This is a genomic window from Arthrobacter sp. 05T444 (assembly GCF_056395905.1).
The window spans coordinates 113308-134265 of record NZ_JBFTKK010000009.1 but is presented as its reverse complement, the minus strand read 5'-3'; the positions used below and the strand labels follow the sequence as shown (position 1 = coordinate 134265).

Genomic DNA, 20958 nt, shown 5'->3' with positions numbered 1-20958 from the left:
GCCTCCGTGCTTTATCGGGGTTTGAGTCCCGCCCCAAGCCGCTGCTCCAGCAGCCTCGCTGTCTCGGGGGTACCGCTTGGAGGGCCGCTCTTCCGCACCACAGTGTTGAGTTCCGCAGGCTTGGTCGGCGAAAACAGCCACGTGGTGAAGAAGGCCCGCAGGTCCTGGCCGGACAGTTGCTGTGCGAGGTTCATGAAGTCCTCGCTTGAGACGTTGCCGCCGGCGTGGGACTCCGTCCATTCGCGGAGGATGTCGAAGAACACGTCGTCGCCCACCCGCGTCCGAAGTGCGTGCAGTGTCATGGCGCCGCGCGCATAGACACTGAAGTCGAACAGTGCCTTCGTTCCGGGGTCGCCGATTTTCACGGACCAGAACGGCGCTTCCGCGGGGATCGCCGTGGCGTAGAAGTCGAAGATCTGCTGCGGTGTCTCCCGTCCTTCGCTCTCGCTCCACAGCCACTCCGTGTAGGTGGCGAAACCCTCGTTCAGCCAGATGTCCCGCCACGCCCTGACAGCCACGTCATCGCCCACCCACTGGTGCGCCAGTTCATGGACCACCACCGAGTCGCCGCCCGTTGGAGTGTTGAAGAACAACTTGGAGTAGATGGGCCGGGTCTGGTTCTCCAGCGCGAAACCGAGGTTCTTCACGTCGTCCACGATGCCGCCGGCCGCAGTGAAGGGATATGGCCCCAGGAACCCGGACAGGAAGCGGATGATTTCGGGCTGCCGCTTGAAGGATGACTGCACCTTCTGGCCCAGCGATGGAGGCCCCTCCGTGCCTGCCGTCCAGTGAGTTTCGCCCGGGGGACTGTCAGCCGGCGGTCCTGAGGCCGCCCAGCCGTCCAGGATGTTTCCGTCGTCCTCGAACGACGTGGTGCCGTCCCCGGTGGAGACGGCGACGTCGTCTACGGACACACCGTCGAACGTAATGGCAGCGTCGCTGGCGTACGTGACGGAGACTTCGACTTTCTTCCCGGCGAAGAGGGCGAGGTCGACTGCCCACTGCTCCCAGCCCGTACCTTGCCCGGTTGCCGCCCACCATTTGCCTGACGTGCCCGTGGGCCGGCAGGCCCCCTTGCCGTTATCGGTTTGATAATGGGTGAGAAACGGGTGCAGGGACAGCAGTTCCTGGCAGGCGCGTCCAGTATCCGCCGCGGTGTGTCCGTTCGCATCGGGGAGGGTGGTCCAGTCCTGGGCGCCGGCCGTGTGGGCTTCCACGAAGGTGAAGTCCCGCCCTGCCTCAATGTTCCGCCACAGCCAGAAGGAAAGCCGGGCACCGCCCGGCGGAACGCTGATGACCTTTGTCAGACGCGTGTAGGACCTGTTGCCGTTGTGCGACCACGCGAAGTTGGTTCCTGTCCGCGGAGTCACCACAGGGGTGAAGAGGTCAGGATCGATGGCGTCCACAAAGCTGATCCCGCCGTCCCGGTATTGGCGGAGGTTGAACTGGCCCACGTTGGCCGTGGCGAGGTAGGTGGCCATCGGCGCTTCAGCACGCCAGGTCCACGTTGTTTTGCCATGCTCCGATTCCTTTTCCCGGAGCACTCCGTTCGCCACGACTTCCAGCCCGTCGGGAACAGTGATCCGGAAAGTGAAGGACGCCTTGTCCAGCGGGTGGTCATTCGCCGGGAACCAGGTAGCGGCCACGTGGGGCTGCCCGATCACGAGCGATCCGTCGTCGGTGTGCAAAAATCCTGAGGTGCCAAACTGGTCGTTGATGGCCTTTGGAATCCCGTCATAGGTCACGATGGCTTTGAAAGCATCTTCGTCCGCTATGCCGTCCTGCGGTGTTACGGTGAGCTCGGCTCCGCTTCGGCTGAAGGCCGCGGGTTCATCGTCCACTCTGACGGAGCGGACCGTCAGGCCGTCGAGGTCCAGATTGAATGCGGAGAGGTTTTGCGTTGCGCGGGCGCTGATGGTGGCCGAGCCGGCGAGCAGGCCGGTGGCGGGGTCGTAGCTGAGGTTAAGCAGGTAGTTCCGGACGTCATAGCCGCCGTTGCCGTCGAGCGGAAAATAGGGATCGCCCAGGCCGGGGGAGCCGGGCGCAAAGCTGTCAACTGCAGGCGGGCTTTTCGCAGCCGACGCAGATTTGGCCTGGACAGTCAGTAACTGGGCGGGGAGCGCAGCGGCCAGAAGCAGTGCCGCGAGGAAAAGGCCCGTGCGGTGCAGTGGCCTGCGGTGGGCGGGACGGGCGAAGGCGGCCCGGACCGCCGTCGGTTCTTTTGGGTTGGGACTCATGGCACCTCGTTCGGAACTCCACGATGGCAACGCCGCAGTGCCGGATCAGGGCCCGCGCCGCGACGGAACCGTATGAGCCGGCGGGAGACCAAGGGTGCGTTGTAGACACCAAGGTGGCCTCGGCCGCCCCTCCTGTCAAGAGTCCCGCTTTTTCCCGGCGCTGAGTAGCGGGCTGCGGTTCACGATGGCCGAACGTCAGCCGAACGCCAGGTGTGCCACCGCGAAGATGGCCAGGCCGGCCAGGGAGCCCACCACAGTGCCGTTGATCCGGATGAACTGCAGGTCCTTGCCCACTTGGAGTTCGATCTTCTGCGACGTCTCTTCGGCATCCCAGCGCGCCACGGTATCGGTGATTACCCCGGCAATGTCGGACCGGTAAGTCCGGACCAGGTAGCCCGCGGCGTCGCCGATCCAGGCGTTGACCTTGCCGGCGAGTTCGTCATCGTTGACCAGGCGTGTCCCGAAGTCGCGGACGGCGGCCTTGAACTTCACCGTCAGTTCACTGTCGGGATCGTCGACGGCGGTGAGCAGCGCGCCCTTGATGGTCGCCCAGGTCCGCGAGGCCAGTTCACGAACCTCCGGATCTCCGAGGACCTGTGCCTTAATGCCTTCGGCGCGGGCGATCATGGCCGGATCAAACTGGAGGTCCTGCGCAAGGTCCGTGAGGTATTTGTCGATGGACAGACGCACCTGGTGCTGTGGATCGGACTGAACAGCCTGTGCGAACTTCAGGATCTCAACGTAGACCTTGTCTCCCACGATCCCGTCCACGAAGCTGGGCACCCATTGCGGTGATCGTTCGGTGACGAGGCGGCTGACCGTCTCGTGATTGGCCGCCACCCAGTCCGCCGCCCGGTCCACCAGCAGGTCAACAAGCTTGTGGTGGTGACCTTCAGCGAAGATACGCTCGGCCATCCGGCCCACCGGAGGTCCCCACGGCGGAGCAAGCAGATGCTTGCGCACCATGCCCTCGATGACTGCCTGGACGTCGTCGTCATTCAACACCTTGAAGGCGCCGCGGATAACTGCGGCGCCCTCCTTGGCGACGCGTTCGGCGCCGCCCGGTCCGGACAGCCACTGGCCCACCTTGCCCGAAATGTTGATGCTGGCAAGTTTGTCCTGGACCACCTGTTCGGAGAGAAAATTGGTCTCCACGAACTCACCGAGCGACGCCCCGATCTGGTCCTTGCGCCGCGGAATGATGGCGGTATGCGGAATCTTCAGGCCCATGGGGTACTTGAACAGGGCTGTTACTGCGAACCAGTCCGCGAGGGCACCTACCATGCCGCCTTCGGCCGCGGCCCGGACATATTCGAGCCAGGGGTACTGCTTCTGCAGGGCAAACGCGAAGACGAACACAACTGCCATGGCGATCAGCAGGGCGAGGGCCACGAGCTTCATTTTCCGCAGGGCGGCCGCCTTTTCAGCGTCACCTGCAGCGAGCGGGTTCGGGGCGACGGCGGGACCCGCCTGGGCCGGACGGCCCTGGACGGGAGGGCCGGCGGGCGGAGGGGCCGGCTGCGTGGTTGGCTCAGAGTTCACCTGCATGTGCCCAGCCTAGCCCCGCTTCCCGGTCTGTCGTCGGCTAACGTGTCAGCATGACACCCGACGAGTCAGTTCCAGCCCGTCCCTTGGTCTACGCCCACCGTGGTGCCAGCGCGGACTTCGCGGAGCACACCCGAGCTGCGTATCTCCGCGCATTGGCTGACGGGGCGGACGGCGTGGAATGCGATGTGCAGCTGAGCCGGGACCAACATGTGGTTCTGCTGCATGATGCCAACCTGGACCGCACCTCGGACGGCACCGGCCCGGTGGCGGAAAGGACGATTGACGAACTGCGGCTCTTGGATTTCTCGTCATGGAAGGGTGTCCGTATTCCCGAGGCCTACGGGGCGCGCTCGGAACAGTTCCTGACCCTTCCCGATTTGCTGGACCTTCTCCGGGAATCCGGGCGGGACATCGGCCTCGCGATCGAACTGAAACACCCCAGCCCGTACCAGCTGAAACTCGAGGACCGGGTGCTGGAAGTCCTGAGGGCGGAGGGATGGGACCCGCGGACGTCCAGGCTGGGCAATATCCGGGTCACATTCATGAGCTTCAGCCCGGACTCCGTGCGTCATCTGTGCAAGACGGTTCCCGCTGAATTCATCTGCCAGCTGGTGGACGACATCAACGTCGCGGAAATCCGGGAAGAACTCGGCCTTGGTCCGCTGACCGGCGGCGCAGTGGCGAACGTTATGAAGGCCGCCCAGCTGGAGGGCGAACGGATCCTCAACGACTGCGAAGTGGGCATGGCCGGGCCCGGCATCGACTACGTGCGCGAGCATTCCCGCACAGTCCGGCGCTGGCTGGATTCGGGCCGCAGGTTCAGGGTCTGGACTGTGGACGCCACGAACGACGTAGCCCTGTGCCAGGGGCTGGGGATCCACGAGATCACCACCAATAAACCTGCCCTCGTACTCGCCCAGCTGTAGCCGGCTTCGCCCGGGCGCCACCGCTGTGATTGAGTGGTGCCATGCCCATCACCTGGCCGGCCCGGCTCCTGCAATCTCTGGCTGTTCGGGTAGGCCTGTCCATCAGTGTGGCCACAGGCCTGTACGGTGTGTCATTCGGCGCCCTTTCCGTTACTTCCGGCCTCGACTTCTGGCAGACGATGGCCCTGAGCCTGCTGCTGTTCAGCGGCGGCTCGCAATTCGCGTTCATCGGAGTGGTTGCCGGCGGCGGGTCCGGGCTGGCAGCCATGGGGGCCGCGACGCTGCTGGGGATGCGCAACGGAATCTACGGCATGCAGCTCAACGTACTGCTGCACCCGAAGGGATGGCGAAAGCTTGTCGCCGCCCAACTGACCATCGACGAATCCACGGCTACGAGCACCGGCCAGACCGATCCCGCCGAACAGCACCGCGGATTCTGGACCGCGGGAATCGGCGTCTTTGTGCTCTGGAATATTTTCACCGCCGTGGGTGCCCTCGCCGGAGGCGCGCTGGGCGATCCAAAGCAGTGGGGGCTCGACGGTGCTGCGGTGGCAGCCTTCCTTGGCCTGCTCTGGCCCCGGCTGAAGGGCAGGGAACCGGTTGCCATCGCCGTCGTCTGCGCGCTGGCCACCGTGCTGGCGGTGCCGTTCGTTCCTGCCGGCGTGCCCATCCTGATAGCTGCGGTAGTGGCCGCCCTCATCGGATGGTTCAGCCACGGACCCAAGGATGAAGGGCTGGAACCCGACATCGATCCCTACACCGGGCGCCGCCATGGCCCGCACCGGGAATCCGGAACGGCCCCCGGGGGTGCGGCATGAATCTGTGGGGATGGCTGCTCCTGTCGTGCCTTTTCGCATATGCCTGGAAGCTGCTGGGCTACTTGGTGCCGGCTTCGCTCCTGCAGAATCCCCGGATGTCGCGGGTCGCCGGAACAATGACCATCGGGCTGCTGGCCTCGCTGACGGTCGTCAACGCTGTGGCGTCAGGCCAGTCGCTGATCCTCGATGCCCGGCTCGGGGCGCTGGCCGCGGCCGCAGTTGCGCTCCTCTTCCGTGCCCCCTTCCTGGTGGTAGTCCTGGCCGGGGCAGGGGCAGCAGCCCTGCTGCGGCTGGCGGGCTGGAACTGAAATGGCGGCCTGCCCCGGCATTGACGTGTCAGGCTGGGTGTGAATGAGTAGACCGTAGAGTGACGCTCAATGTTGTTGAATTTCGGAGAGGACGGACCGACCATGAATGACGAATCAGCCCAGGAGGAAACAGCCTCCACCAGGGAAGTCTCGGAGAAATCGGGAGCCCCCTACATTGAGGTGGGCGGCTCCCAGGCCACCAGGGAGCTCCGCGATACGTCCCGCCGCCGCCGCGAGGCGGAGGAAAAGCTGCAGCAGCATCTGATTGAGGCGAAAGAGCACGCCCATGAGGCAGAGCATGCCCATGAGGCGGAGCAGGCCCACGAGGCGGAGCAGGCCCATGAGAAGGCGCACGGGCGGGCCGACGATACCGGTGACGATTCCTAGACGCACGCCAGGCGCAAGACGTCACGGACGTGCGCCCCTGCCGAGGTGCGCCCTGCTAGGTGATCAGGCGGCAGCGAGATCAGGCGGCATTGATCAGGCGGCACCGTAAGCATCAGGAGAATCGGGCAACGAGCGCCGGGCCAGTTCTTCGCTGGCAAGGTCGTACCAGTCTTGGGCGCCGAGCACTGGTTTAGGGGTGTCCAGGTTCCGGTACAGCGCGTCCACGATGATGCCGAGCTCCTCGGTGGACGCGGATGTCAGGGTCACTTCCGGGTCGCCGGTGTGCTTCATGAATTGGGCAAGTTGTGAGCGGTTCATGATGACGCTGCCAGCCGGACATATTCACACGTGAAGAGTGCCATTGTTCGCTCCATGAAGGAATGTACCGAGGCTGGCTGCCTAACCACTGGTCTGATCAGCTTACTGTGCCAGCCACTTCAGCGGAATATCCGGTGCAGCTTTACAGCATCGGACGTGGCCTCGCGGGAACGCCAAAAGCCGAGCCTCCGCCTACTCGAACTGCGTGCCCGGGAGCGGCACCTGGGGCGGCAGTGGCCGGCCCGGCCGTTCCGATCGGATGGCGTCCTCGACCAGGGCGGCCGGCCGCCGCCAGGCATCGGAGCCCGGTTCCATGGTGTCCACCACGCCGATCAGCATGGCGAGCAGACGGACCATGTCCGTCAACGAGATGTCCACCCGGAGGGTGCCCTGGCCCTGTCCCCGGCCCAGGAGCACGCCCACCGATTCGATCAGGCTGCCGGTGATGCCGGTCAGCAGGTCACGACGCCCGGCCACCGCACCAAGCAGATTGGCGTTCTCACTTGCGGCGGCCATGATGGCATCGATCACGCGGAAAAGGCCCTCGGCAGCATCCTGCCCCGCCAGTGCGACATCAATGACCGGATCAACGGTGAGACGGAGCTGGCGGTTCAGTGCTGCCAGGACCAGCTGTTCCTTGTCTGAAAAGTTCCGGAAGAGCGTCGCGGGACCCACACCGGCAGTGGCGGCGATCGTCTGCAGCGGAACATCCGGGCCGTAGTCGCGGAAGCACTCACGGGCTGCGTTAATGATCTTGTCCACATTGCGCGCAGCGTCGGCACGGAGGGGCTTGCGCTCTACTGCGAGGTTCATATCTAAAAGGTTAGCAACGCAGTCTCCCGCCGACTTCGTTACCGATTGGTAGCCTCGAATATGACGCAGGACACCCCGCCGGCGAGGTTCCCGGCGTGCCAGACTGGACCCATGTTGCTTGCATTCTCAGTTGCCCCGTCCGGAACTCCTGCCGATCCGACGCACCAGCGCGGGGCCGCGGACGCCTCGGTGCACGACGCCGTAGCCGCCGCAGTCAAAATCGTTAGGGAATCGGGACTCCCCAATCAGACGGACTCCATGTTCACCACAATAGAAGGTGAATGGGATGAGGTGTTCGCGGTCGTAAAGCGCGCCACCGAGGAAGTAGGCAAGTACGGCAGCAGGGTCTCGCTGGTGATCAAGGCCGACATCCGGCCAGGCTTCTCCGGCGAACTGACAGCCAAGGTGGAGCGGCTGGAAAACGTCATCGCCGGGGACTCCTGACCCGGACCGGCCGGTGACCGGCCCTGACAGGGTCGCGGCCCCGGACCGGCCCTAGCCGGGCTTGTCCTGTTACTGCGAGACTGGGGTCATGTTTGAGCATAAGCCGCAGCCCGGGTGGGTGGCCGTAGAAGAGTTCCTGTCCGCCGCCGTCGTTCATCCCGACGGAGCGCTGAAGCGCGCGGTGCAGTCCGCCGTCGAGGCCGGGATGCCGCCGATCGAGGTGACCCCGAACGCCGGCAAGCTGCTGAAGCTGCTGGTCATGAGTTGCGGCGCCCGCCGCGTACTGGAGATCGGCACCCTGGCAGGTTTCAGCACCATCTGGATGGCCCGGGGGCTTCCCGACGACGGGCGGCTAGTGACGTGCGAATACCTCGCCAGACATGCTGAGGTTGCCCGCGCGAACGTGGACGCCGCGGGCGTCGGCCACAAGGTGGACATCCGCACGGGCGCCGCACTCGAGACGCTTGCTGTCCTGGAGGCAGAAGGAGGAGGCCCTTTCGACTTCGTCTTCATCGATGCGGACAAGGAGAACAATCCGCACTACCTCGACTGGGCCATCCGCCTTGGCAGGCCGGGGACCACCATCGTGATGGACAACGTGGTCTGGGAAGGCGCAGTGCTGGACCCCTCCATGGACGAGATCAACGCCCCCGGCATCCTCGGTGCGCTGAAAATGATGGGCGAGGACAGCCGGCTGGACGCCACAGTTATCCAGACGGTGGGCTCCAAAGGCTGGGACGGATTCGCGCTTGCGGTAGTTCGCTAGAACCGAATGCAAGCATTGAGCAAAACTAAAAGGCACCGCCCGCGTACCGGGTGTACGTGGGCGGTGCCTTGGTTGAAGTAGGGAACTACACGATGGCGTTCATGGAGCTCCAGCCAGTGCCGATCAGGGACTTGCCGAGGAAACCGGTTGATCCGTTGCCACGGTAGAGGAGCATGTTTCCGCGGGAGTCGCGGGCCGTCAGGTCGGCCTTGCGGTCTCCGTTGAAGTCACCGGGAGCTACGATGCTGAGGCCGTTCCAGCCGGCACCGATCAGGACCCTTGCGAGGAACCCGCCGGAACCGTCGCCACGGTAGAGCCAGAGGTTTCCGGCGCCGTCGCGGGCTACCAGGTCCGCCTTGGCGTCACTGTTGAAGTCACCGGGAGCCACGATGGCGTTCATGCCGTTCCAGCCGGTGCCGATCTGCATCCGCCCGGTGAAGCCGCCGGTTCCGTTGCCGAGGTAGGCGAACAGGTTGCCAGTGGCGTCGCGGACGGTCAGGTCCGGCTTCCGGTCTCCGTTGAAGTCACCGGGAGCGGTGAGGCTGTTGAAAGAGTTCCAGCCGGTCCCGATCTGGACCTTGGTGGAGAAGCCTCCGGCACCGTTGCCCTTGTAGAGATACAGCAGGCCGGTGGAGGTCCTGGCTACGATGTCGGCTTTACGGTCACCGTTGAAGTCGCCGGTGCTGACGATGGCCGTCATCGAATTCCAGCCGGCGCCGATCTTGGTCTTCGCCAGGAAACCGCCGGTTCCGTTGCCGCGGTAGAGCCAGAGGACACCGGCGGAATCGCGGGACACGACGTCCGCCTTGCCGTCGCTGTTGAAGTCCTGCAGCTTAGTCGTTGGTGCGGTGACAGTCGTGCCGATCTGCACGGTGCGGTTAGCCATTGCGCTGACGTTGCCGGCAGCGTCGGTGGCCCGGACGTTGAAGACGTACGTTCCGTTGACCTGTGCATCCCACGTCTTTGGTGAGGCGCAGGTGGGATCCCAGGTTGCGTTGCTGGGCAGCAGCTGGCATTCGAACCGGGCCCCGGCCTCACCCGTGAAGCTCAACGTGGGCGTGCTGTCCAGGCTGGGCGAGGACGGGAACGGTGCGGTCACCGAGACGGCGGGCGCCGCGGTGTCCACGGTGAAGGTGAGCTTCGCCGAGGTCAGGAACTGTGGCTGCGTGGGATCGGCGGCGAAGGCCGGGTTGGTGATGCGGGCCTGCACACTGTGAACGCCCTGGGCCAGTGCGGCCAGCGTGGCGGAGTAGCTGGAGCCGGTGAGCGTTGTGGCCCGGGGGGCACCGGTGTCGACAATCAGCTGCACGGGTCCCGCAGCGCCTGCCGGAAGGGTGCCGATGATGGTCGGCGTGGTGACCCGCGTGATGTTGTCGGTCGCGGAACGGCCGCTGTCGCTGGCCGTTGCCAGGTCAGGCGTGGAGGGCCCGCCGTCGGACCCGTCGGCGATAAGCCCCTGGACGGTGAAAGTGTTCACCGTGAGGGTGTTCACCCCGGGGCCGCCGGCGTTGGGACCCGTGATGGTGACAGCATTGGTCCCTGACGGGGCGCCGGTTACTGGCCTCGCGGTGTTGATGTCGCCGAGAGTTCCCGGAGCTGCTCCGACTTGGCGGAGGAACGTTGCGGTGGTGCCGGTGGCGTAGTTACCCAGGAAGGCCGCGCCTACTCCGGCCCAGTCGCAGGGCACTGTTGCCGAGGGAGCGCAGACGCCGGCGTCGATGGTTTGCTTGATCCGGCCACCTACCTTTGGGTCCGGTTCGGCAACGAATGTGTTGATGCCGTACGGGTGTGTAATCGTGTAGCTTGCGCCGGGAGTGAGGTTATCGACTATGAACCGCAGCCGGCCGAAGCCCATCTGCTCTCCCGGAACAACGGGGCCGTTGACGTGGGCTCCTTCGAGTGCCGCCTCATAAGTGCTGAGATTGCCGCCCGTCGCGGAGGCTTGGAACCAGAAGGCTTCTTCCGGGAAGTTGTCCGGATAGGATGCCGGCGAGTTCGGGTCGGGCGGCTCGGAGAGGCAGCCTTTGCCGGCCTCATAGCAGAGCTGCAGCTTGACCGATCCGTCTGAATACCAGGTGGGGAACCCGTTGGCAGAATCTACCGGCCCCATGCCGGCGGTCTCGGCGCTGGCGGGAAGGGCGCCCAGCGGCGCGAGGGCCGTGGCCAGCAAGGCGCCGGCGGCAACGGGGGCAATGCGGGCAGTTGCGGTGGTGGCGGACCGGCGGTGGGCCGGCCCTGAACGGTGTGCTCCGTCGGGCATCTTGGGCCTCATTACGGCGTGCGAGAACATGGTGACTCCTTATGGACACTCGATTTATGGCCCCCAGTACCAACAAGGCCAGATCGGGAGGTGCATTCCCAACCACCGCCAGAATGGCGCACCCACCTTGGATTAACGTCGGACAAAACCGATGGTGAAAATGGGCGGCTCCGGCACCGCGGGACGGGCGGCCGGCTCGGGCGCCGCAGGGGATACGGTGCCCGGTCCGGCAGCCCTGGTCCCTGTCCGCGCAGGCCAAGCTCCGGTTTTGGACCTGCTTCAGCCTGCCTGCCGGGACTTGGGAATTTCCCGCTGGGCCGCGCCCCGTATGGGCCCACCCGCCGCCCCCCGCAAGGGGCCCGCGCCCGGCGTGAGGGGTTAGGCCATCGATTTGAGGGGGCCCGAATAGGGGTGGTTGGACCTTGTTTGTTACCCGGGAGTCACTTGTTCGGACCTTTTCCCAAGAATCGCCCGGCATGCTCGGAGCAATCATTCGAAAGGAGCCCTGGCAATGACCGTGTCAAGACGACAAGTCCTGCTGCTGGGTGGATTAGGTGCCCTGGGGGCTGGCGCGCTTTCGTTTCCGTCCCGCGAAGTGGAAGCCAAGTCGGCCAGTCGCCTCAGCAGTGCAGAAATGCCCAAGCCGTTCCAGTCAGCCTTTGTCCAGCCCCCGGTCCTGCAGCCGGACCGGGTGGGAGTGGACTCCGCCGACGGCGGGCCTGTGAACTACTACACCCTGACTCAAAAAGCGGCCATGGCCTCCATTTTGCCGCGGCTTAAGACTCCGATCCTGGGGTACAACGGCATCTTTCCCGGACCCACCATCAGCCTCGATCAGGGCACCAAGGCCGTGCTGCGTGTCCGTAACCAGCTGCCGGCAACGCACCCCAACGATGGCCACGTGCTGGCAACGTCGGTCCACCTGCACGGATCGGCTTCGCTGCCGCAGTATGACGGGTACGCCAGCGACATTACCCACCCCGGATTTTTCAAGGACTACAACTACCCCAACTTCCAGCCGGCCCGGACTCTCTGGTACCACGACCACGGTGTCCACTTCACGGCCCAGAACGCCTACTCGGGCCTGGCGGCCCAGTACCACATGCACGATCCGGTTGAGCGGAAGCTCCTGCCGCAGGGCAAATACGATGTGCCGCTGGTAATTTCCGACGCGATGTTCGCGGCCAACGGTGCCCTGGGCTATGACGACAACACGCACTCGGGCCTGTGGGGGGACGTCATCCTGGTCAACGGCAAGCCGTGGCCGGTCATGAAGGTCCAAAAGCGGATCTACCGTTTCCGCATCCTGAACTGCAGCATCTCCCGTTCGCTCAAGCTCACGCTCAGTACGGGAGATCCCCTGGTGGTCGTGGCCACCGACGGCGGCCTGATGCCCAAGCCGCAGAGCGTGGCCAACTACCGGCACGCGGGCGCGGAACGGTATGAGGTCCTGATTGATTTCCGCAAATACAAGACCGGCCAGCGGATTGAACTGCGGAACCTGTCCAACAAGAACAACGTGGATTACGACTTCACGAACAAGGCCATGGCCTTTGACGTCACCGACGAGCCCGTCGACACCGCCGACGCCACCTGGAACACCATGCCCACGCTGCTGGCTCCGGGCAATGAGGTCATGGCCCTGACCGAGAAGCAGGCCAAAAAGGTCCGGCGCTTCAGGGTCAAGCGGAACGACACCACCAACATGTGGACCATCGATGACACCAGTTGGCACGACGTGATCGCGAGCGGCTACAAGAAGGTTTCCGCGGAAGTGGACCTCGACGCCGTCGAGATCTGGGAGTTTGAGAACAAGTCAGGAGGCTGGTTCCATCCGGTTCATATCCACCTGGTTGACTTCAAAATCCTGAGCCGCAACGGCAGGGCCCCGTTCCCGCAGGAACTCGGTCCCAAGGATGTGGTCTATGTGGGCGAAGGCGAGACGGTCCGGCTCCTCATGAAGTTCGGTCCGCACAAGGGCCGGTACATGGTGCACTGCCATAACCTTCCCCATGAGGACCACGACATGATGGTCCAGTTCCGCGTCGGCCTGAAGGAAGACGACTACGATCCCTGCGACCCCATGACGGCGGCACTTCCCCAATGGGACGCTTAGCCCCCCTGCCAGTAGCAAGAACCGAAAGCCCTGCCGGAGTTTCCCGGCAGGGCTTTTGGGGGAAGAAAACCACGACGGCGGCCGTGCTGGCCGCCGGTTTGCTCGCCACCCGGCTGTGGGTGCTTGAGCCCATGACGGTGAGCTCCGAGAGCATGGAACCGGCGGTGCCCCGGGGCTCCACGATCCTGCTGTACAAAGCCGGACCGGCCCTTGGCAGTCTTACAGCCGGGTCTCTCGTAGTCTTCACCAGCCCCGAGGACGGACATCCGGCGCTCAAGCGTGCCATCGCGTTTCAAGGCCATACCGTTGCCATCGAAGACTCCGTCCTCGTCGTGGACGGCGTGCCGCAGCCTGAGCCGGGAATCGACCAAAGCCGGATTGACGGCACGTATTTCGGTCCTGTCACCGTACCTGCGGGCCACCTCTTCGTCCTCGGCGACAACAGGTCCGGCTCCATCGACTCACGCATCTACGGCAGCGTCCCGCTGGAGAACGTGCAGGCGACCGTGCTGTGGCCGCCGTCGGGTCGTTAGGCGTCCTGCCGGGCCGGCGGAAGCGGCAACAGGCACAATGCGTCGACAGACGTAGGGTCGCCAGATATGGGGAAGCGGTCCCGCAGCAGTGCACAGAGCCCGGGGCCGCTTTCCTATGTGGTCGGTAAGTCAGGGTCGTTGGTCTGCCAAGGGTTGTCCGACTGCCAGGACGTCCCCGCACAGCAACAGGGCCCCGTCCGCGGTGTGGACGGGGCCCTGTTGCTGTGCGCTGACGTGTCAGCCGGTGCGGATCAACGGGTGGCGATGGCTGACGTTGCCGTGCCTCCCCGAGTGGACTGGACCATGACCCTGGTGATCTGCCTGGTCGGTCCGGGCTTGGCCTTGTAGGACCAGGCGCCGAGGGTGTCGACCTGTGCGGTGCCGATCTTCACCGCGGTACCGCTGGTCATGTCGTAGATCACGACCGACGTGGCCGGGGTCAGAACGCCGGTGCTCCCCGCCAGGGCGGATGTGCCGGTGATCCGGAGCTCGGTGCCAATGCGGTGGCGGGAGCCCGCATCGATTGCCACAGCGTCGGTCTGGATGGTCAGCGCAACAGTTGTCTCGCTCGTGCTGCCGTCCAGGGCTGTCACGACCAGCTTGATATGGGCAGGTCCTGCGACTGCTGCCGGCAGCGGAGCAGTGTCCGTGGTCTTGGCGTAGAACGGAACCGCAACGGTCGGCTTGGCCGTGGTGTCGCCGGCCAGCGTTACGGCCGGGCCGTCCACCTGCGACCACTTGTAGCTGACGCCCCCGGTTGATGTGCTGCCGTCAAGCTGGACGCTTGCGCCGCGGGCTACCGTAGCTGATGCCGGCGTCGCCGCTGCTTTCAGCGTGGTTGGCGGGGTGGTGCCGCCGCCCGGTGGCGTGGTGGTGCCGCCGCCTGGTGGCGTGGTGCCGGTCCCTGTGTCAACTACGGGACCGGGATCGGGTGTTGGGCTCAGCGGGGGAAGTCCTGCCTGGGTGGCAGTGCCGCCTGAGACGCTCACCGCAAGGGATGCCGTGTCCCCGGCGGCGTTCTTCACCGTTACCTTGGCGGGTGGCGCATTGAGGGTCCAGGAGCCCTGGGCTGGCGCGCCGCCAGCTGCGGGGTTGACCAAAGGTCCGACTCCGACGACTTCCAGTGGGTCGCCTGAACTGGAGAGGGCTGCTACGTTGAGCTTCGCCCCGTCAAAGGTGGCGCTCGTGACCGTGATGCTACTGGGCTTGGTCACGGTAATGGTGCCGCTGCTGGCGGGCTTGTCGGCGATGTTGGTGATCTTGACCGATGTTGGTGCGGTTCCGGTGAACGGGATCCGGGCGTAGAAGCGGCCGGAGTCCGCATCCGTGGCCATCGGCGTGAGAGCGAATTTCCCTGCCTGTGCCTCGACCTGCAGCTGGGCCGCGGGCTTGCTGCTGGCGAAGATATCGATCATGTTCCCGTTGACTACGGCAGAATCGGCGCTCACGCCGCTGTTGGTTGCAATCTTTCCCTGGAGGGTGAACTGATTGGTTGACAGGTTGAGTCCGCCGCCGCTGACGGAGAACGTGTTACGAAGGCCGCCTGTCACCGTGTGGTCCTGGTTCGGATCTCCAAGGTACCCGGCAGGTGCTGCCGGGGCGGTGGCCGGATCCCATTTGAGGAAGGGGCCGATGTTGCTCTTAAGTGCTGTGGTGAAGTTGCCCACGGCGGGGGAGATGTCCTCGACGAGCCTGCCGGCTCCCGTGCCGTCCGTGTCGACTGTGATGGTGCCGTAGGGATGCTGGAAGGTAAGGGTGGCATTTGCGGGACCGCCCTTCACCACAATCCTCTGACGGCCGAAGACCATCTGGTCGCCGTCCGTGACCGTGTTGGCGAACGCGGCCTCCAGGCCGAGCACCAAGGTGGCCTTTCCACCGCCGGGAAGGTCAAGGCCGGAGCTGGCGAGCATGTAGAACGCTTCTTCGGGGAAGTTGTCAGGGAACGAAATGGGCGCTGTGTCATTGGGGATGTCGCCAGGCAGGAAGCCGCACAGCGGGTTTTCCGCGTCGAGGCAGAGCTCTACGCGTGTTCCCGACCGGTCCTCGTACCAGGAGGGGAAGCCGTTCTCGGCATTGACCGGACCGACAGAAACAAGTTTGTTGGTGGCCAGATTTTGTTCGGTCACCTGGGTCGCGGCCACGGCCGAGGTGACGCCTGTCACCGACAGCAGGACAGTTGCCGCGGCCGCGATGGTCCGCCGGCCGCCAAACCGCCCGGCAATCGGGCTGGCGAACGGTGGAGAGAACCGCGGATTCAGCTGATGGACTGAGCCATTGGGTGGGTTGGTTGCCATTGGTATATCTCCTCAGGTATGGCGCTGATGGCAACCAATAAACGTTGCCCGAGTTGTGAAAACCTTTGGCAACGTTGGGATCGGTGGGAGTCCGAAAACGGCGGCACCCCCCGGCCCTCTGGAAGGCAGGACGCCGTGCCCGCGCCCACCGGAAGATAAGTATGCTTGGAATCATCTTGGCCGGCCGCTCGCGGCCGGTGCCGGGCAACAGCAGCGGAGGAAGAAAATGAAAGCGTCCCAGACCCTGGCCAGCAACCTTCAGAAGGTCCTCACCGACCTGATCGAACTCCATGTGCAGGGGAAGCAGGCGCACTGGAACCTGGTGGGAACCAACTTCCGGGACCTGCATCTGCAGCTGGACGAAATCATCGCCAGTGCACGGTTGTTCGCGGACCAGACGGCGGAACGCATGCGTGCCCTGCACGCCCTTCCGGACGGCAGAAGCTCGACAGTTTCAGCGGACACCAGGCTGGAACAGTTCCCCGGCGGCCTGACTTCCACGAAGGACACGGTCAAGCTCATCACCGCGCGGCTGGAGCAGACCGTCAAGACCATGCGGGACGTCCATGACGAGGTGGACGAAGAAGACCCCACCAGCGCCGACCTGTTGCACGCGGCCATCACGCGGCTGGAGCAGCTGGCATGGATGGTGAACGCGGAAATCATGACCCCCACGGCGTCGGTGACTTCACCGGCGGGAGACTGAGCAGCCTGATGAGCCCGCCGCACCGCCGCTGGCAGGCCGTCCGCATCAGCTCCACGCCGGAGCAGCTCGGCGAACTTGCTCCCGCCCTCGAGTCATTTGCCGCCGCCGTAGGGGACGTTCCCGCGCTCCTGGCTGCAGCCCACGAGGCCGGCCGGACCGCGCCGAAGCCGGGCGACGGTGGTACAGCCAGGCTGTGGGAACTGTTGGCTTCCGTTGCCTCCATCGACGTGGCGGCAGGCCGAATCCTTGAACCGCACCTGGACGCCGGCGCCATCCTTGCGCAGGCAGGAAAGGCCGGTTCCTTCACCGGAACCTGGGGTGTCTTTGCTGCCGAAGGCGCCGGCACGCGGCTGAACGCGGAGTCCGGAGACGCGCGGGGAGAGCTGCACCTCACCGGGTCCAAGCCATGGTGCTCGCTGGCACAATTCGTGGACCACGCCGTGGTCACCGCGCACACTCCTGCCGGCGGCCGCGGTGCCTTTGCCGTTGACCTCAGGGATGCCGGCGTGACCTGCGCCGATCCGGAATGGACCAGCCTGGGCCTGAGGGAAATTCCCAGCGGCACTGTCCATTTCGACCGGGTGGCCGGAGTGCCGCTTGGCGACGAGGGGTGGTACTTCCAGCGGCCGGGCTTCGCCTGGGGCGGCATGGGCGTGGCGGCATGCTGGCTGGGGGGTGCAGTAGCGGTGGGCAGGTACTTTAAGGCCGCCCTGATTGGGGGGACCCAGTCCCAACGTCAGCCCGATCAGGTGGCCCTCGCCAGCCTTGGCGAGGTGGACCGTATCCTCACGTCAGCGATCGGGCATCTCGCCAGAACCGCTGAGCTGGTCGACCGCGGCCTGCTGGGCAGCGCGGGGAAGCGTGGAGCCAGCGAGTCTCCTGAAACGTCGCCGGAGGAGCTTGGGGCCGGTCAGGAGCCCGGTGCGTGGGGCGAGGCGCTCCGCGTCCGCGGAACTGTTGCTGCCGCCGTCGAACGCGTCCAGCTCCTGGTGAGCCAAAACCTGGGGCCGGGGCCGCTGGCCTTCGACGAACGGTACGGCAAGTGCATGGCGGACCTGTCGCTGTACGTCCGCCAGCATCACGCGATGCGCGATGACGCCCAGCTCGGTGCGCTGACCCTGAAGGGGGATCACGCGTGGTGACCTTCGCCCACACGGACAGCGGCACGGATGAGGCTGCCTGGGCGGCAAGCGGGCTCGGGGGCCTGGGCGAACTTCCGCTGGATTCCGGCGAGCTGGGTGATATGACGTTCATCCTGCTCGCTGCCCATCCCGATGACGAATCGCTCGGTGCGGGCGGCCTCCTTTCCCGGCTGGCCGGGGCCGGTGCCGACGTGGAGGTGCTGCTGTGCTCGGCAGGGGAGGCCTCCCACCCGGGCTCTCCGACCACAACGCCGGAGCAGCTTGCGGCCGTCCGGCTGGCCGAGTTTGCGGCTGCCATGTCCGGGCTCGGCTTGGCCGGGCGCTGGCAGTTCCTGGAGCTGGCGGACGGCAAGCTCGCCCAGGACCGCGCGGTGATCGCGCGGCACCTGGCGGAGGCCGTTGGCCGTCATCCCGGACCTCCGGAGCGGCTGGCGCTGGTTGCCCCTTACCGCGGCGACGGGCACATCGACCACGACACGTTGGGGGCTGTGGCAGCGGAGCTCGCGGCGGCCGGCGGCCACGGGCTGCTGGAATACCCCATCTGGTACTGGCTCTGGGCAGCGCCGGAGCACCAGGCCTGGCAGAACTGGCTTCGACTTCCGCTGAGCGACGGCGAGCAGCGCGCAAAGCGTGACGCCATGCGGTCCCACTCCTCGCAGGTCCAGCCACTGTCGGAGCGCCGCGGCGACGAAGTGCTCCTCACGGACCGGTTCCTTGGCCACTTTGAGCGGGCGTTCGAGATATTTGCCTGGCAGCCCCCGGTCTCCGGAAGGCGGGGCGCCGCGGACGCTGAGGGCATCTTTGTTGCCGTGCACCTCGGGGCGGCGGACCCGTGGGGGTACGAGGACAGCTGGTATGAGCAGCGCAAGCGCGCCTTGACGCTTGCAGCGCTGCCGGAGCCAAAGTACGACGCCGGGCTGGAAATCGGCTGCTCGATCGGCACCCTGAGTGCCGAACTGGCACAGCGGTGCGGGCGGTTCCTGGCCGTCGACGCCAGCAGCGCAGCGCTGGTGCGGGCGGCACGGCGGCTGGCACCCTTCGCCGGCGCGGAGGCGCGGCACCTGACGCTTCCGCAGCAATGGCCGGACGGCAACTTCGACCTGATTGTGGTCTCGGAAGTGGGCTACTACCTAACGACCGCCGAACTCGGGGAGCTTTTCGGGCGCATCGCTGGGGCGCTGGCGCCCGGCGGAACGCTGCTGCTTTGCCACTGGCGGCACCCGGTTTCCGGCTGGGAGCTCGACGGCGACGCCGTCCACGCACTGGCCAGGGACCGCTTGCGCTGGCCAACCGCAGGACTCTACCGGGAGCGCGATTTCGTGCTGGAGACGTTCCTCGCGCCGGTGATTCAGCAGGACCCGGAGCCGGCGCATGGCACCTGAGTCAATCCGTTCGCAGGCCCGTCCCCTGATCCGCCGGGTTGAGGTGGTCATGCCGGCGCACGACGAGGAGCGCCACTTGAAGCAGGCCCTTGACGCACTCCGGGCGGCGGTGGAGGCCGTAGTGCAGCGGAAGCCGGCCACCGTCGTCGTGATTACCGTTGTGCTGGACCACTGCACCGATAGGTCGGCCGAGATCGTGGCCCGTTTTGCCAGCCTGGACCACCGGATCACGATGATGCATCAGCGGTTCCACAACGCAGGCGCAAGCAGGGCCGCCGGAATTTCGGCGGCGCTGCGCGGCCGCCAGTCAGAACTGGCGGGCACCTGGCTCGCCAGCACCGATGCTGACTCGTGCGTCCCCGAGAGCTGGCTGTGGCGCCAGCTCGAATTCGCCGACGCCGGCTGGGACGTGGTGCTGGGCTCCGTGGAACCTGACCCCGGGGACGTGGACCCGGAGCTCCTCCGGCGGTGGCGGGTCAAGCACCCGTTTGAGGAAGACCACCCTCACGTTTACGGTGCAAATCTGGGTGTCCGGGCTTCGGCCTACCTGCTGGCCGGTGGATTTCCGGAACTGCGCTCCGCGGAAGACAAGGTACTCGTGGACCGGCTGCGGCGCCGTGGCTGTGCCGTCGTGGCAACGGACAGCACACGCGTGCTCACCTCGGGGCGGACCTCCGCCCGGGCGCCGCACGGATTTGGTGCCTACCTGCGGGCGCTCGGGGTGGAGACCGCCGCCGCCCTCCGCAGCGGCTAGCCAACACGCCCGGGAGCGGCTGCCGCCGGCCCCGGCTTCCCCTGAAGTTCTTCCGCTGAAGGCGGGTGCGTCACTTGGTGTCGGCGCGGTACTGCCCGTTCTGCTGGTCGGCGTGCTTCTCGCGAAGCTCCCGCCCGTGCCGGATGTCTTCCTCCTCCTGCTCCTGGAGCTTGTCGCTCTTCTTTGTGTCACGGGGCGGCAGTTGGATGGTTTCCTCCGCCTCGATGCCGGCCTGTAGCTGCCGGCCGCGTTCCATCTCGGCGTCGAACTCGGCGCCGAACAGCAGCGACATGTTGAGGATCCAGAGCCACAGGAGCATGACGATCACGCCGCCGATTGCGCCGTAAGTCTTGTTGTAATTGGAGAAGTTGGCCACGTAGAACGCAAATCCCACCGAGGCCAGCACGAACGCGATCAGGGCGATGAGGGAGCCGATGCTCATCCAGCGGATCTTCGGCTGCCTGACGTTCGGGGTGGCGTAGTAGAGGATGGCGATGACAACGATGACGAGCAGGATGATGACCGGCCATTTGGCAATGTTCCAGACGGCAAGGAACACGCCGCCGAGCCCTAGGACGCCGCCCACAGCTTCCGCGACCGGGCCGCTGATCACCAGCATCGCCGCGAGCAGCGCAACAATGACCACCGAAAGGAAGGTCACGCCAAGCATGGTTCCGCGGAGCTTGACGAAGCCGCGGCCTTCATCGATTTCGTAAATCCGGTTCATGGCGCGGCCGAACGCGCCCACGTAGCCCGAAGCGGACCACAGCGCTGTTGCGAGGCCGATGACCAGGGTGAAGCCGGCGGCCGGCGAGCTGGTCAGTTCCTGAATGGGCTCACGGATCATGTCCACGGTGGAGCCGGGCGCGATGCCCTGCACAATGTCCAGGAGGGCCGCTGTTGTTTTTTCCGCCTGGCCGAAGATGCCGAGCAGCGAAACCAACGCCAGCAGCGCCGGGAAGAGCGATAGAACGGCGTAGTACGTGAGTCCCGCGGCGAGGTCCGGGCACTGGTCCTTGCTGAACTCCCGGAGCGTCTTCTTGGCAATGTACCTCCAGGAGGGCTTGGTGACATCGGTGGGGCTGTCCGGCTTGCGGGCGTCATCAGGGGCGGGCGCCGTGGACGCCTTGGCTGTACTGGTTTCCGGGGCTTCGTTCGTGGCCATGGGGCCATCCTTTCGGGCACTTTGCGGCCGGCAAGATCCCG

19 protein-coding genes are annotated in these 20958 nt (G+C 65.6%); 12 read left to right on the top strand and 7 right to left on the bottom strand.

The window, feature by feature from the left end:
• Positions 1 to 11: 11 nt before the first annotated feature.
• Entirely contained in the window at positions 12 to 2237 is a 2226-nt protein-coding gene (locus AC1DD3_RS11080; RefSeq protein ID WP_476881650.1) for a M1 family metallopeptidase, read from the bottom strand.
• A gap of 195 nt (positions 2238 to 2432) precedes the next feature.
• Positions 2433 to 3785, bottom strand: a complete 1353-nt coding sequence (locus AC1DD3_RS11075; RefSeq protein WP_230120054.1) for a DUF445 domain-containing protein — start codon at positions 3783 to 3785, stop codon at positions 2433 to 2435.
• Positions 3786 to 3835: 50 nt separating this feature from the next.
• On the opposite strand from AC1DD3_RS11075, the gene AC1DD3_RS11070 reads away from it, so the two are divergent.
• From AC1DD3_RS11070 to AC1DD3_RS11055, 4 genes are all read left to right on the top strand, one after another.
• Entirely contained in the window at positions 3836 to 4711 is an 876-nt protein-coding gene (locus AC1DD3_RS11070; protein ID WP_230120053.1) for a glycerophosphodiester phosphodiesterase, read from the top strand.
• A gap of 41 nt (positions 4712 to 4752) precedes the next feature.
• Positions 4753 to 5529 (top strand): AzlC family ABC transporter permease, encoded by a 777-nt coding sequence (locus tag AC1DD3_RS11065; protein WP_230120052.1) that lies wholly within the window; start codon positions 4753 to 4755, stop codon positions 5527 to 5529.
• On the top strand, positions 5526 to 5837 hold the full coding sequence (locus AC1DD3_RS11060; RefSeq protein WP_230120051.1) for an AzlD domain-containing protein: 312 nt from the start codon (positions 5526 to 5528) through the stop codon (positions 5835 to 5837). Before AC1DD3_RS11065 ends, AC1DD3_RS11060 begins: the two co-directional genes overlap by 4 nt.
• Positions 5838 to 5939: 102 nt before the next feature.
• Entirely contained in the window at positions 5940 to 6224 is a 285-nt protein-coding gene (locus tag AC1DD3_RS11055) for a hypothetical protein (protein WP_230120050.1), read from the top strand.
• A gap of 93 nt (positions 6225 to 6317) precedes the next feature.
• Here the strand turns inward: AC1DD3_RS11055 and AC1DD3_RS11050 are convergent, their stop codons facing one another.
• The gene (locus AC1DD3_RS11050; RefSeq protein WP_476876444.1) at positions 6318 to 6542 is read right to left on the bottom strand and encodes a hypothetical protein; all 225 of its coding nucleotides are present in this window, start codon (positions 6540 to 6542) and stop codon (positions 6318 to 6320) included.
• A 192-nt stretch (positions 6543 to 6734) separates the two neighbouring features.
• Positions 6735 to 7355 carry a TetR/AcrR family transcriptional regulator gene (locus AC1DD3_RS11045; protein WP_230120048.1) on the bottom strand — a complete coding sequence of 207 codons (621 nt, stop codon included), beginning with the start codon at positions 7353 to 7355 and terminating at the stop codon, positions 6735 to 6737.
• Positions 7356 to 7466: 111 nt separating this feature from the next.
• On the opposite strand from AC1DD3_RS11045, the gene AC1DD3_RS11040 reads away from it, so the two are divergent.
• Both AC1DD3_RS11040 and AC1DD3_RS11035 read left to right on the top strand, forming a co-directional pair.
• Positions 7467 to 7799, top strand: a complete 333-nt coding sequence (locus AC1DD3_RS11040; protein WP_230120047.1) for a thiamine-binding protein — start codon at positions 7467 to 7469, stop codon at positions 7797 to 7799.
• Positions 7800 to 7887: 88 nt separating this feature from the next.
• Positions 7888 to 8565, top strand: coding sequence for an O-methyltransferase (locus tag AC1DD3_RS11035; RefSeq protein WP_230120046.1), 678 nt, complete (start codon positions 7888 to 7890; stop codon positions 8563 to 8565).
• 85 nt (positions 8566 to 8650) lie between these two features.
• Here AC1DD3_RS11035 and AC1DD3_RS11030 read toward each other — a convergent pair whose 3' ends face one another.
• Complete coding sequence (locus tag AC1DD3_RS11030; protein WP_476881649.1) at positions 8651 to 10855, bottom strand: FG-GAP-like repeat-containing protein; 2205 nt, start codon at positions 10853 to 10855, stop codon at positions 8651 to 8653.
• Between the two features lie 481 nt (positions 10856 to 11336).
• On the opposite strand from AC1DD3_RS11030, the gene AC1DD3_RS11025 reads away from it, so the two are divergent.
• Both AC1DD3_RS11025 and lepB read left to right on the top strand, forming a co-directional pair.
• On the top strand, positions 11337 to 12941 hold the full coding sequence (locus AC1DD3_RS11025; protein ID WP_476881648.1) for a multicopper oxidase family protein: 1605 nt from the start codon (positions 11337 to 11339) through the stop codon (positions 12939 to 12941).
• Positions 12929 to 13474: a signal peptidase I gene (lepB, locus tag AC1DD3_RS11020; protein ID WP_476881647.1), complete on the top strand. Its 546-nt coding sequence runs from the start codon at positions 12929 to 12931 to the stop codon at positions 13472 to 13474. Before AC1DD3_RS11025 ends, lepB begins: the two co-directional genes overlap by 13 nt.
• A gap of 251 nt (positions 13475 to 13725) precedes the next feature.
• Here the strand turns inward: lepB and AC1DD3_RS11015 are convergent, their stop codons facing one another.
• On the bottom strand, positions 13726 to 15768 hold the full coding sequence (locus AC1DD3_RS11015) for a hypothetical protein (protein ID WP_476881646.1): 2043 nt from the start codon (positions 15766 to 15768) through the stop codon (positions 13726 to 13728).
• 226 nt (positions 15769 to 15994) lie between these two features.
• On the opposite strand from AC1DD3_RS11015, the gene AC1DD3_RS11010 reads away from it, so the two are divergent.
• Genes AC1DD3_RS11010 through AC1DD3_RS10995 form a run of 4 tightly spaced genes read left to right on the top strand, consistent with a single transcriptional unit; the run spans position 15995 to position 19752 of the window.
• Positions 15995 to 16474 (top strand): Dps family protein, encoded by a 480-nt coding sequence (locus tag AC1DD3_RS11010; RefSeq protein ID WP_230119554.1) that lies wholly within the window; start codon positions 15995 to 15997, stop codon positions 16472 to 16474.
• An 8-nt stretch (positions 16475 to 16482) separates the two neighbouring features.
• A complete protein-coding gene (locus tag AC1DD3_RS11005; RefSeq protein ID WP_230119555.1) occupies positions 16483 to 17616 on the top strand; it encodes an acyl-CoA dehydrogenase family protein in 1134 nt (377 codons plus the stop codon).
• A complete protein-coding gene (locus AC1DD3_RS11000; RefSeq protein WP_476881645.1) occupies positions 17610 to 18998 on the top strand; it encodes a PIG-L family deacetylase in 1389 nt (462 codons plus the stop codon). Before AC1DD3_RS11005 ends, AC1DD3_RS11000 begins: the two co-directional genes overlap by 7 nt.
• Entirely contained in the window at positions 18988 to 19752 is a 765-nt protein-coding gene (locus tag AC1DD3_RS10995; protein ID WP_476881644.1) for a glycosyltransferase family 2 protein, read from the top strand. The genes AC1DD3_RS11000 and AC1DD3_RS10995 overlap by 11 nt, the downstream gene beginning before the upstream one ends.
• 70 nt (positions 19753 to 19822) lie before the next feature.
• Here the strand turns inward: AC1DD3_RS10995 and AC1DD3_RS10990 are convergent, their stop codons facing one another.
• Entirely contained in the window at positions 19823 to 20917 is a 1095-nt protein-coding gene (locus AC1DD3_RS10990) for a YihY/virulence factor BrkB family protein (RefSeq protein ID WP_476881643.1), read from the bottom strand.
• Positions 20918 to 20958 lie beyond the last annotated feature (41 nt).

Bases quoted from the DNA above. Each gene is read 5' to 3' on its own strand.
- AC1DD3_RS11080 (WP_476881650.1), bottom strand. From the start codon at position 2,237: ATGAGTCCCAACCCAAAAGAACCGACGGCGGTCCGGGCCGCCTTCGCC.
- AC1DD3_RS11075 (WP_230120054.1), bottom strand. From the start codon at position 3,785: ATGCAGGTGAACTCTGAGCCAACCACGCAGCCGGCCCCTCCGCCCGCC.
- AC1DD3_RS11070 (WP_230120053.1), top strand. From the start codon at position 3,836: ATGACACCCGACGAGTCAGTTCCAGCCCGTCCCTTGGTCTACGCCCAC.
- AC1DD3_RS11065 (WP_230120052.1), top strand. From the start codon at position 4,753: ATGCCCATCACCTGGCCGGCCCGGCTCCTGCAATCTCTGGCTGTTCGG.
- AC1DD3_RS11060 (WP_230120051.1), top strand. From the start codon at position 5,526: ATGAATCTGTGGGGATGGCTGCTCCTGTCGTGCCTTTTCGCATATGCC.
- AC1DD3_RS11055 (WP_230120050.1), top strand. From the start codon at position 5,940: ATGAATGACGAATCAGCCCAGGAGGAAACAGCCTCCACCAGGGAAGTC.
- AC1DD3_RS11050 (WP_476876444.1), bottom strand. From the start codon at position 6,542: ATGAACCGCTCACAACTTGCCCAATTCATGAAGCACACCGGCGACCCG.
- AC1DD3_RS11045 (WP_230120048.1), bottom strand. From the start codon at position 7,355: ATGAACCTCGCAGTAGAGCGCAAGCCCCTCCGTGCCGACGCTGCGCGC.
- AC1DD3_RS11040 (WP_230120047.1), top strand. From the start codon at position 7,467: ATGTTGCTTGCATTCTCAGTTGCCCCGTCCGGAACTCCTGCCGATCCG.
- AC1DD3_RS11035 (WP_230120046.1), top strand. From the start codon at position 7,888: ATGTTTGAGCATAAGCCGCAGCCCGGGTGGGTGGCCGTAGAAGAGTTC.
- AC1DD3_RS11030 (WP_476881649.1), bottom strand. From the start codon at position 10,855: ATGTTCTCGCACGCCGTAATGAGGCCCAAGATGCCCGACGGAGCACAC.
- AC1DD3_RS11025 (WP_476881648.1), top strand. From the start codon at position 11,337: ATGACCGTGTCAAGACGACAAGTCCTGCTGCTGGGTGGATTAGGTGCC.
- lepB (WP_476881647.1), top strand. From the start codon at position 12,929: ATGGGACGCTTAGCCCCCCTGCCAGTAGCAAGAACCGAAAGCCCTGCC.
- AC1DD3_RS11015 (WP_476881646.1), bottom strand. From the start codon at position 15,768: ATGGCAACCAACCCACCCAATGGCTCAGTCCATCAGCTGAATCCGCGG.
- AC1DD3_RS11010 (WP_230119554.1), top strand. From the start codon at position 15,995: ATGAAAGCGTCCCAGACCCTGGCCAGCAACCTTCAGAAGGTCCTCACC.
- AC1DD3_RS11005 (WP_230119555.1), top strand. From the start codon at position 16,483: ATGAGCCCGCCGCACCGCCGCTGGCAGGCCGTCCGCATCAGCTCCACG.
- AC1DD3_RS10995 (WP_476881644.1), top strand. From the start codon at position 18,988: ATGGCACCTGAGTCAATCCGTTCGCAGGCCCGTCCCCTGATCCGCCGG.
- AC1DD3_RS10990 (WP_476881643.1), bottom strand. From the start codon at position 20,917: ATGGCCACGAACGAAGCCCCGGAAACCAGTACAGCCAAGGCGTCCACG.